This window comes from Streptomyces sp. SID5785, from assembly GCF_009870065.1.
GTDB lineage: Bacteria > Actinomycetota > Actinomycetes > Streptomycetales > Streptomycetaceae > Streptomyces.
Map to the genome: position 1 here is coordinate 1 of NZ_WWIA01000930.1, position 9,779 is coordinate 9,779.

At 73.4% G+C, this 9,779-nt stretch carries 10 protein-coding genes; 1 reads left to right on the top strand and 9 read right to left on the bottom strand.

Translation table 11 applies throughout. From position 1 onward, the window contains the following. From GTW43_RS30390 to GTW43_RS30400, 3 genes are all read right to left on the bottom strand, one after another. Window positions 1-1,987: polynucleotide kinase-phosphatase (locus GTW43_RS30390; protein WP_161305203.1), on the bottom strand; the 1,987-nt coding region annotated here is incomplete at its 3' end. Beyond that, window positions 1,984-3,489, bottom strand: coding sequence for a 3' terminal RNA ribose 2'-O-methyltransferase Hen1 (locus GTW43_RS30395; RefSeq protein WP_161305204.1), 1,506 nt, complete (start codon window positions 3,487-3,489; stop codon window positions 1,984-1,986). The genes GTW43_RS30395 and GTW43_RS30390, both read right to left, overlap by 4 nt. A 112-nt stretch (window positions 3,490-3,601) precedes the next feature. After that, complete coding sequence (locus GTW43_RS30400; protein ID WP_161305205.1) at window positions 3,602-4,522, bottom strand: LLM class F420-dependent oxidoreductase; 921 nt, start codon at window positions 4,520-4,522, stop codon at window positions 3,602-3,604. Window positions 4,523-4,788: 266 nt separating this feature from the next. On the opposite strand from GTW43_RS30400, the gene GTW43_RS37735 reads away from it, so the two are divergent. Further along, the gene (locus tag GTW43_RS37735; RefSeq protein ID WP_202502144.1) at window positions 4,789-4,956 is read left to right on the top strand and encodes a hypothetical protein; all 168 of its coding nucleotides are present in this window, start codon (window positions 4,789-4,791) and stop codon (window positions 4,954-4,956) included. A gap of 29 nt (window positions 4,957-4,985) precedes the next feature. Here the strand turns inward: GTW43_RS37735 and GTW43_RS30405 are convergent, their stop codons facing one another. The 6 genes from GTW43_RS30405 to GTW43_RS30430 form a co-directional block, all read right to left on the bottom strand. Next, window positions 4,986-5,480 carry a DUF6099 family protein gene (locus GTW43_RS30405; protein WP_161305206.1) on the bottom strand — a complete coding sequence of 165 codons (495 nt, stop codon included), beginning with the start codon at window positions 5,478-5,480 and terminating at the stop codon, window positions 4,986-4,988. Between the two features lie 118 nt (window positions 5,481-5,598). Continuing rightward, on the bottom strand, window positions 5,599-5,934 hold the full coding sequence (locus GTW43_RS30410; protein WP_202502147.1) for a nucleotide pyrophosphohydrolase: 336 nt from the start codon (window positions 5,932-5,934) through the stop codon (window positions 5,599-5,601). 65 nt (window positions 5,935-5,999) lie between these two features. Next, on the bottom strand, window positions 6,000-7,166 hold the full coding sequence (locus GTW43_RS30415; RefSeq protein ID WP_161305208.1) for an ATP-binding protein: 1,167 nt from the start codon (window positions 7,164-7,166) through the stop codon (window positions 6,000-6,002). Window positions 7,167-7,276: 110 nt separating this feature from the next. Beyond that, window positions 7,277-7,663 carry a cell division protein SepF gene (locus GTW43_RS30420; protein ID WP_161305209.1) on the bottom strand — a complete coding sequence of 129 codons (387 nt, stop codon included), beginning with the start codon at window positions 7,661-7,663 and terminating at the stop codon, window positions 7,277-7,279. Between the two features lie 103 nt (window positions 7,664-7,766). After that, window positions 7,767-9,104 (bottom strand): FtsX-like permease family protein, encoded by a 1,338-nt coding sequence (locus tag GTW43_RS30425; protein WP_161305211.1) that lies wholly within the window; start codon window positions 9,102-9,104, stop codon window positions 7,767-7,769. Window positions 9,105-9,116: 12 nt separating this feature from the next. After that, window positions 9,117-9,779 (bottom strand): ABC transporter ATP-binding protein (locus tag GTW43_RS30430; protein ID WP_161305210.1); only part of this gene is annotated, 663 nt, incomplete at its 5' end.

The window sequence follows — 9,779 nt, forward strand, 5'->3', positions numbered from 1 at the left end:
TGGTGAACGCGGCCGCGTCCTGCGCCCGGCCGCGCTGCCGCTCCAGCAGTCCGCCCAGGTCGACCCCGCGCGCGGCGGCCTGCTCCAGCGCGCCCAGCACCCCGGGGAACGAGGCGCCCGCGGCCGCGCCGACCGCCGCGTACTGCGAGCGCAGCAGCCCGGTCGCCTTCAGCGACCAGGGCATCAGCTCTCCGTCGAGCAGCAGCCAGTCGGTGTCGAGCTCCTCCCACAGGCCGGCCGCGGTGGCCGCGTCCCGGATGCGCGCGAGGACGGCCTCGGTCGTCTCGGCGTCGTCGAAGAACGGCCGCCCGGTACGGGTGTAGAGCGAGCCGGTGACCGCCGGGTCGTCCACACCGAACCGCTCGCGCGCGGCCTCGGCGTCCCGGCACACGAGGGCGACGGCCCGCGAGCCCATGTGCTTCTCCTCGCACACGACGCGGGTGACGCCGTCCGCCGCGTACTGGGCGAAGGCCTCGGTGGGGTGCTCCAGGTACCCCGCCACCTCGGAGGTGGCCGTGGGTGCCATGGTCGGCGGCAGGTACGGCACGAGCCGGGGGTCGACGGCGAAGCGGCTCATGACCTCCAGGGCCGCGGCCGCGTTCTCCTCCCGCACGGTGACGCGTCCGGTGTGCCGGGTCTCCACGGTGCGCCGGCCGTGCACGTCCGCGAGGTCCAGCGGCCGGCCCTCGTGCCCGCCGGGCGCCTCGGTGGCGAGCGGCTTGACCGGCTCGTACCAGACCTGCTCGGCCGGTACGTCGACGAGCTCGCGCTCCGGCCAGCGCAGCGCGGTGAGCTTGCCGCCGAAGACGGCGCCCGTGTCGAGGCAGATGGTGTTGTTCAGCCACGTCGCGTTCGGGACCGGGGTGTGTCCGTACACCACGGCGGCCCGGCCCCGGTAGTCCTCGGCCCACGGGTAGCGCACGGGCAGCCCGAACGCGTCGGTCTCCCCGGTGGTGTCGCCGTAGAGCGCGTGCGAGCGCACCCGTCCGGACGTGCGGCCGTGGTACTGCTCGGGCAGCCCGGCGTGGCAGACGACGAGCCTGCCGCCGTCGAGGACGTAGTGGCTGACGAGGCCGTGCACGAACTCACGGACCTCGGTGCGGAACTCCTCGCTCTCCTTCTCCAGCTGCTGGATCGTCTCGGCCAGGCCGTGCGTGTGCTGCACGTTGCGGCCCTTGAGCCAGCGCTCCAGCTTGTTCTCGTGGTTGCCGGGGACGCACAGCGCGGTGCCGGCCCGGACCATGCCCATGACGCGGCGCAGCACACCCGGGGTGTCGGGGCCGCGGTCGACGAGGTCGCCGACGAAGACGGCGGTGCGGCCCTCGGGGTGCGCACCGTCCTCGTAACCGAGCTTGCCGAGCAGGGTCTCCAGCTCGCTCGCACAGCCGTGGATGTCGCCGATGATGTCGAAGGGGCCGGTGAGGTGCGTCAGGTCGTTGTACCGCTTCTCGCGCACGACGGTCGCGCGCTCGATCTCCTCGGTGCCGCGCAGGACGTGGACCTTGCGGAACCCCTCGCGCTCCAGGTGCCGCAGCGAGCGGCGCAGCTCGCGGGCGTGCCGGGTGATGACGCGGCGCGGCATGTCGGCGCGGTCGGTGCGCGCCGCGTTCCGCTCGGCGCACACCTCCTCGGGGACGTCGAGGACGATCGCGATCGGCAGCACGTCGTGCTTGCGGGCGAGCTCGACGAGCTGGCGGCGGCTCTCCTGCTGCACGTTGGTCGCGTCGACGACGGTGATCCGGCCGGCCGCGAGCCGCTTGCCCGCGATGTAGTGGAGCACGTCGAAGGCGTCGCGGCTGGCGCTCTGGTCGTTCTCGTCGTCGGCGACGAGCCCGCGGCAGAAGTCGCTGGAGATGACCTCGGTCGGCGCGAAGTGGGCGCGCGCGAACGTGGACTTGCCCGAGCCGGACGCGCCGACGAGCACGACGAGGCTCAGGTCGGTGACGGGCAGCGTCCGTGCGCTGTCCCGGGTGTCGTTGCTGCTCATACGGCCTTCGCCTCCTTCTCGGCGGGGGTGTGCGCGTACTTCCGCGCGGCGGGGGTGTCGTCCAGGGTGAAGACGGCCATCTGGGTCGGCGGGCCCACCTCCGGGTCGTCCGGGCCGACCGGCACGTACGCCACCCGGTACCCGTGGCGCCCTGCGACCCGCTCCGCCCAGTCGCGGAACTCGGCGCGGGTCCACTCGAAGCGGTGGTCGCTGTGGCGCGCGTGCCCCGCGGCCAGGCTCTCCCAGCGGACGTTGTACTCGACGTTCGGTGTGGTCACGAGGACGGTGCGGGGGCGCGCGGAGCCGAACACCGCGTACTCCAGGGCGGGCAGCCGGGGGAGGTCGAGGTGCTCGACGACCTCGCTGAGCACCGCCGCGTCGTATCCCGTGAGCCGCTTGTCCGTGTACGCGAGCGAACCCTGCTGGAGCCGCACGCGCGCGGCCTGCCGCTCTCCCATCCGGTCCAGCTTGAGGCGCCGGGCGGCGACGGTCAGCGCGCGCACGGAGACGTCGGTGCCGACGATCTCGGTGAACCGCGGGTCCTTGAGCAGCTCCTGCACCAACTGGCCCTGGCCGCAGCCCAGATCGAGCACCCGGGCCGCGCCCGCCTCGTGCAGCGCGGCGAGGATCGCGGCGCGCCGCTGCACCGCGAGCGGGACGGGCCGCTCCTCGGTGTCGGCCGTCTCGTCCACCGCGTTGTCGATCGCCTCGACCGCGGTGTCGTCGGCGTCCGCGAGGCGCACCAGCTCGAGACGCTCCAGCGCCTGCCGGGTGAGCGACCAGCGCCGGGACAGATAGCGGCTGGTGATCAGCTTCTGCTCCGGGTGTCCGGCCAGCCAGCCCTCACCGGCGCGCAGCAGCTTGTCGACCTCGTCGGCGGAGACCCAGTAGTGCTTGGCGTCGTCGAGCACGGGCAGCAGCACGTACAGGTGGCGCAGCGCCTCGGCGAGCCTGAGCTCCCCCTCCAGGACGAGCCGCACGTACCGCGAGTCCCCCCACTGAGGGAACTGCTCGTCGAGCGGCACCGCCTCGGCCGTCACCGCCCACCCGAGCGGCTCGAACAGCTTGCGGACGAGGTCGGCGCCGCCCCGGGCGGGCAGCGCGGGCACCTCGACGCGCAGCGGCATGGTCTGCTCGGCCCGCTCGGGGCGCGCCCTGCAGACGCCGCGCAGGGCACTGGAGAACACGGTGCTCAGCGCGACGGCCAACAGCGACGACGCCGCGTACGGCCGGTCGTTCACGTACTGGGCGAGGGACGCGTCGGCCGCGCCGCTCCGTCCCTTGCCGCCCTTGCCCTTGCCGCGCCGGACGAGCGCCACCGGATCGACCTCGAGCAGCAGCGCGGCCGTGCACCGCTCCGCGCTCGCCTCGGGGTAGAGGACGTGCGCGGTGCCGTAGGAGGTGGAGAACGCCTGCGCGTTCCCGGGATGCTTGTGCAGCAGAAACCCGAGGTCGGTCGCGGGGCGTTCAGGGGTACCGGTGGTACTGATCGTCAGGAACACGCGTCCCAGTCTCCCCGGCGCGGGCACCGGTGACCAGCGAGTTTCCCCGCCTCATCGGCCACCGGCGCCCGACGGACCCGTCACGCAGTCACGCAGTCACGCAGTCACGCAGTCACAGCTGCGACTGGACCTGCGAGGAGATCAGTTCCAGGTGGTCGAGGTCGTGCAGGTCGAGGACCTGGAGGTAGAGCCGGCTCGAACCGGTCGCCGCGTACCGGCCGATCCTGTCGACGACCTCGGCCGGCGACCCCGCGAGGCCGTGCGCCCTGAGGTCCTCGACGTCCCGTCCGACGGCCGCGGCCCGCCGCTTGATCTCGGCCTCGTCGCGGCCGACGCAGACCACGAGCGCGTTCGAGTACACGAGGTCGTCGGCGCGCCGGCCGGCCTCCTCGGCCGCGGCCCGCACCCGGCCGAACTGCCGCTCGCTGTCCTCGACCGACGCGAACGGGATGTTGAACTCGTCCGCGTACCGTGCGGCGAGCCGGGGTGTGCGCCGCGCCCCGTGCCCGCCGATGAGCACGGGCACCTTGGCCTGGGCGGGCTTGGGCAGTGCCGGGGAGTCGGTGAGCCGGTAGTGGGTGCCCTCGTGGGTGAAGGTGTCGCCGACGGGGGTGGCCCACAGCCCGGTGACGATCGCCAGCTGCTCCTCGAGCCGGTCGAACTTCTCCTTGGGGAACGGGATCCCGTACGCCGTGTGCTCCTCCTCGAACCAGCCTGCGCCCAGACCCAGTTCGACCCGGCCGCCCGACATCTGGTCGACCTGGGCGACCTGGATCGCGAGCACGCCGGGCAGCCGGAAGGTGCCCGCGGTCATCAGGGTGCCGAGCCGGATCCGGCGGGTCTCCCGGGCGAGGCCGGCGAGGGTGATCCAGGCGTCGGTCGGGCCGGGCAGCCCGTCCGAGGACCCCATGCGCAGGTAGTGGTCGGAGCGGAAGAAGGCGTCAAAGCCGAGGTCCTCGGTCGCCTTCGCGACGGTCAGCAACGTGTCATAGGTCGCCCCCTGCTGGGGCTCGGTGAAGATGCGAAGATCCATGCCTCCATCCTGCACGCTCGCACGTGCGTCAACCGTGCCGTTCGCACCGGCGCGCGGCCCCCACGGTCGGGTGAATATCCGTCACCCCGAGGCGTGGCACGGGCCCCGCTCAGTGACCGGCCGTGCCGCGTGATCGTTGGCGGGGTCGGTGCCGGACCGCCCGGCACCCGCGCCGGCGGTCGCTGCCGGGCGTCATGCGTGTCGTCCGCTCTTCCTTCCCGGGAAGAGCGCGGGCCGAGGAGGCCGCTGTGTCCGAGGAAGCCGTCATGACCGGGGAAACCGTGTCCGCACCCCAGCAACAGGGCGCGCCCAAGGGGCTGCTGCAGCAGATGGAGGAGTTGATGGCGGCGCTCAACGCCGACCTGTCGCAGCTCGACTCCGACCTCAAGGAGTCCTCGGGCGGCGCACCGCTCCCCGCCGCCGGGGAGGGCTGAGCCGGCCGGGCTCCGGCGGCCGGCCGCGGTCAGGCCGCCGAGTCCGATCCCGGTGCGGGTCCGTGCCGCCCGTGCATCCGGTCGTCGTGCTCCGGCAACCGCCGCAGGATCTCCAGGACCCGGTCCCTGGACTCGTCCGCGGCGTCGATCGCTTCCATGCACTGCCAATAGGCACCCTCCTCGAAAGACTCGCTCGCCACGGCGACGAGCGCGATGCCCACGTCACCGAGCAGCGCACCGAGCTCCCTCAACGCCCGGTCCACCTCGCCCAGTTCGGTCAGCTGCGCCGCCCGTATGCCGCCGGCGCCCACCACCGGAACCGCGGAGCCCCCGCTGCCCCGCGCCCCGGCCTCGCTCAGGCTCAGCGCGTCGCCCCGTAATTCCGGCGGGCCGAGCATCGCCAGGCGGCTGCCCATCGCCTGGGCCAGCGCCTGCGCCTGCCATGCCTCCCTCATGATGTCCGGCGCGTCCTGGCTCTGCGCCAGGGCCCGTCGGCCGACCCCGATGAGCCGCACCGCTTCCATGCGTGTCCCCGTCCGTCCTGCCCGAACTCCCTTGTCCACTACCCAGAGTGAGGGTGCGTGAGACGAAAAGCCAGAGGAAGCCCGAAATCTGTGGACACACGGCCGGTTGTGGATATCTCTATGACTCCGAAGAGTGACGGTTCGCGACGGGGAACCGGGTTTCGTTGCGCTCGATCTTCGCGTCGAGCGCGGCGAGCGCGTCGATCCCGAGCACCTCGCACAGTTGCAGGAGGTAGGCGAGCACGTCGGCCACCTCGTCGCGCACCCGGTGCGCGCTGTCCGGGTCGTCCATGATCCGGCCGGACTGCTCGGGGGTCAGCCACTGGAAGATCTCCAGCAGTTCGGCGGCCTCGACGCCGAGCGCCGAGGCCAGGTTCTTCGGGGTGTGGAAGGGGCCCCAGTCGCGGGCCTCGGCGAAGGAGGCGAGGCGGGCCTGCAGTCCCGCGACGTCCAGGGGGCGCCGCGGGTCCGCGGAGGCGGACGGGGGGCCTCCCGGGGGCTGTTCGTTCGCTGCGTCTGTCACGGCTCCAGGTCTACCACCGTGGCCCCGTGCGCCCTCGCCTCGGGGACCACGGGCGCCTGTGCGCCCGCCGCGGCCACCAGCCGGATATGGCCGCGGGCGCACATCCGGGCGGCGAGGCCAGCCAGTTCGCGGCTCTGCACCGGGTCGAGGCCCCGGTCGAGTCCGTCGGCGAGCACGGTGAGGGTCTGATAGGCGTCCGGGACCTCGGCCACCGTGTCGACGTCGAGGACGCCCGGGCCGGTCAGGAGCACCAGGGCGAGGGCCAGGTAGCGCAGTTCGCCGTCGCCGAGCCGGCCTGCGGGGCTGTACACGCCGCCGCCACGGTCGACGAGCGCTCCGGCGCGGCCGCCGGTCCCCGTCTCGGCGAGCACGTCCCGCACCGGTCCGGCGAGGCCCGCCCGGGCCGCCGTCACCAGCAGGCCGTGCCGGATCGCGCATTCGGTCCGGGTGCGGCGCAGCACCGCCGCGAGGTTGTCGCAGCCCGCGAGCAGCCGTCCGTCCCCCACCGGCACCGGGGCGCGCATCCGGTCGGGCGCGGGGTCGCAGGCGAACAGGGAGCGCAGCCCGACGACGGTCTGTTCCGCCGCGGCGAGGACCTGCCGCTGGCCCTCGGTGCGGCCGGCGACCCGCAGGGGGAGCAACGCGGTGCCGAGGAGGTCGTCGGGCAGGGGTGCGCGGGTGACAGAGACGGAGCCGGCGGTGTGCCACGCGGCCTGGACGTCGCGCCGGCCCGGGTCGCGCAGGGCCGTCTCCAGGTAGGTGACGCCGGGGCCGGTCAACCGCTCGCCGACGATGCGCAGTTCGGGTTCGGCCTGGACGGCCAGGTCGAGGCGGACGGGCCCGGCCGGGCCGTCGACGGTGCAGCCGATGCGGAATCCGCGGCGGGCCTGCGCGTCGGGCCTGGCCCGCTCCGGGACACACATGCCCGGGTCGGGGAAGACCTCGGCGAGACGGGCGCCGCCGCTGAGTCCGGCGAGCGCCCCGAGGGCGCGCAGGGCGCTGGTCTTGCCGCTGCCGCTCGGCCCGGTCAGGAGGGTGAACGGGCCGAGCGGCACGGTGGTGTTGCGGTGCCGGGCGAACGCCGAGAGACGCAGCTCGGTGACGTGGGGGCGGTCCGGGGACGTGCCGGGTAAGGGCGCTGCGTCCTGCTGGAGCACGGTCATGCCGACGAACGTAGGCGGCCCCGCGACGCAGAACCGTTTTCCCTCGATGACCTTCCTACGATCGGGGGACTATGCCGCGCGTACGTGCCGGACGGCGCGCCCCCGCCGGTTCAGCCGAGCGCGCCCGCCCCGGCGACCAGGCCCTGGACCTCGGTCCCGGGCGGGGCCAGCAGGAAGACGTTGCGGTCCACCCGGTGCATGCCGCAGCCGAGGCCGAGCACCACACCGCTGCTGAAGTCCAGCACGCGCTTGGCGACTTCGGTCTCGGCCCCGGTCAGGTCGAGCAGGACGGGAATGCCGGTCATCACGGTCTCGGCGACCTCGCGGGCATCGCCGAAGACGTTGACCCGCAGGACGACGAAGCGGCGGCGCGGTTCGGTCTCGTACTCGGGAAGGGCCCGGTGGTCGACCGCGGACGGCCATTCGTTGCGGCTGCGCAGCGGTACGACCTGAGCGAGCCCTTCCCACTGTTCGTCAGTGACGTCGTGGCTGTTCACTGCCCCCACCCCGTCCGGCTCGCCCCTACTGTCTGCACCGGTCAATTCTTACGCCATGTCACCCGTTCGGCCCAACACCGACACGGCCGGGGCGCACCGCAGGTCACGCGGCGAGAGCGACCGCGTCGACCGCCGGGACCTTCAGACCGCGCCGCGCGGTGGCGAGGCTGGTCACCAGGGTGGCCGCGGTGGCGACGGCCACGACGGCGATCCAGATGCCGGGGCCCTGGTCCGGAAGGAGGCGGTCCGCGCGGACCGCGGTGAACGGGAGCAGGCCGGCGAGCGCGGCGAGTGTGCCGAAGAACACTCCGGTGACGGTGAGGACGACGCCCTCGACGGCGACGGTGCCGAGGACCTGTGCCGGGGTGGCGCCGGCCAGTCGCTGCTGGCCGAACTCCCGGACCCGGTAGGCGGTCGCCGCGTAGAGGGAGTTGATCAGCATGATGCAGGCGAACACGACGATGATGCCGACCACGGTGAGGTTGAGCGTCTCGAGGTTCTTGTCATCGATGGACCGGGTGAGGCCGGACGCCTTGATCGCGTCGTTCTCGACGCCCTGCATGTACAGGGTCGCGGTCGCCATGGCCGTGAAGAGGATCAGCGGCATGAGGACGCCGGAGAGCTGGTCGGCGCGCCGGCGCATGTTCCGTACGGTCAGGTAGCCGCTCACGCCGGCGAGGGCGGTGATGAGTGGCTCGGCGCGGCGCAGGAAGCCCCGCAGCAGGTCGGTCGAGACGAGCGCGAAGCCGACCGACAGCAGGATCGCGCCGTACGCGGGGGCCGCCATGAGCGCGGCGTCCGTGGCGTTCATCGCGAAGGTGCTGCTCACCGCGAGCGCGCCGACGACGAGCGCGGCCCAGGAGGCGGTCTTCCGGCCGCGCCCGGGGCGGCGGCGTGCGCCGGAGAGGCTCCTGGTGGCGCGTCGCACGGCGAGGAACGCGGCGCCGGTCGAGGCGAGCAGCGTGACGCCCAGGCCGGACATGAGGGCGAGCGGGCCGAAGGTGTAGCCGACGGAGTCGGCGACCTGGCCGCTGTCCTTGAAGACACCGAGCAGGATCGAGCCGCCCAGGGCAGCGGGGCCGATCGCCAGGACGGCGGCGACGAGCGCGACGACGACGGACTCGCCGACGACCATCCGCTTGATCTGCGCGGGGGTCGCGCCGGTGTGGCGCAACAGGCGCAGTTCCTCGGTACGTTGACGCACATTGACGGTGAGGGTGGAGGCGACGGCGAAGAAGACGAGCAGCGTGCCGTAGCCGCCGACCACGCTCGCCGCGGTGGTGAGGGTGTCGGCGCTGGCCTTGTCGACGCCGCTCGCTCCGGCGGTGTCGTGCATCGAGTTGAACGTCATGACGATCGTGGCACCGAGGAAGGCCGACAGGAGCGTGGCCAGGAAGCGGCCGGGACGCTGGCGTACGGAGCGCAGGGCGAGTCCGAGCATGGTGAACACGGTTCACACCCCCATCGCGACGGCGTCGCCGAGGTGGGCGAGGCGTTCGGCGACCGCGTCGACCGTCGGGGCGTGGAGCTGCCCGGCGAGCCGGCCGTCCGCCAGGAACTGGACGGTGTCCGCGTAGGACGCGGCGACGGGGTCGTGGGTGACCATGACGACGGTCCTGCCGTGCAGCCGGACGGTCTCCTGGAGGAGCCGCAGGACGTCGCGGGCGCTGCGGGTGTCGAGCGCGCCGGTCGGTTCGTCGGCGAAGATCACGGAGGGTTCGGTGACGAGGGCGCGGGCGATGGCGACGCGCTGGCGCTGCCCGCCGGAGAGCTGGTCGGGGCGGTGGCCGAGCCGGTCGCCGAGGCCGACGTCGGTGAGGATGCGCTCGACGCGCTCGCGGGAGACGCGGCGCCCCGCGAGCTTGAGCGGCAGGATCGTGTTCTGCGCGACGGTGAGCGTCGGGAGCAGGTTGTACTGCTGGAACACGAAGCCGATGCGGGTGCGGCGGAAGCGGGTCAGCGCCGCCTCGCTGCGGGCCGGTCCCGGGCCGCCGGTCATCTCCTCGCCGTCGACGACGACGAGTCCGGTGTCGGGGCGGTCCAGTCCGGCCGCGCAGTGCAGCAGCGTCGACTTGCCGGAGCCGGAGGGGCCCATCACCGCGGTGAAGGTGCCCGC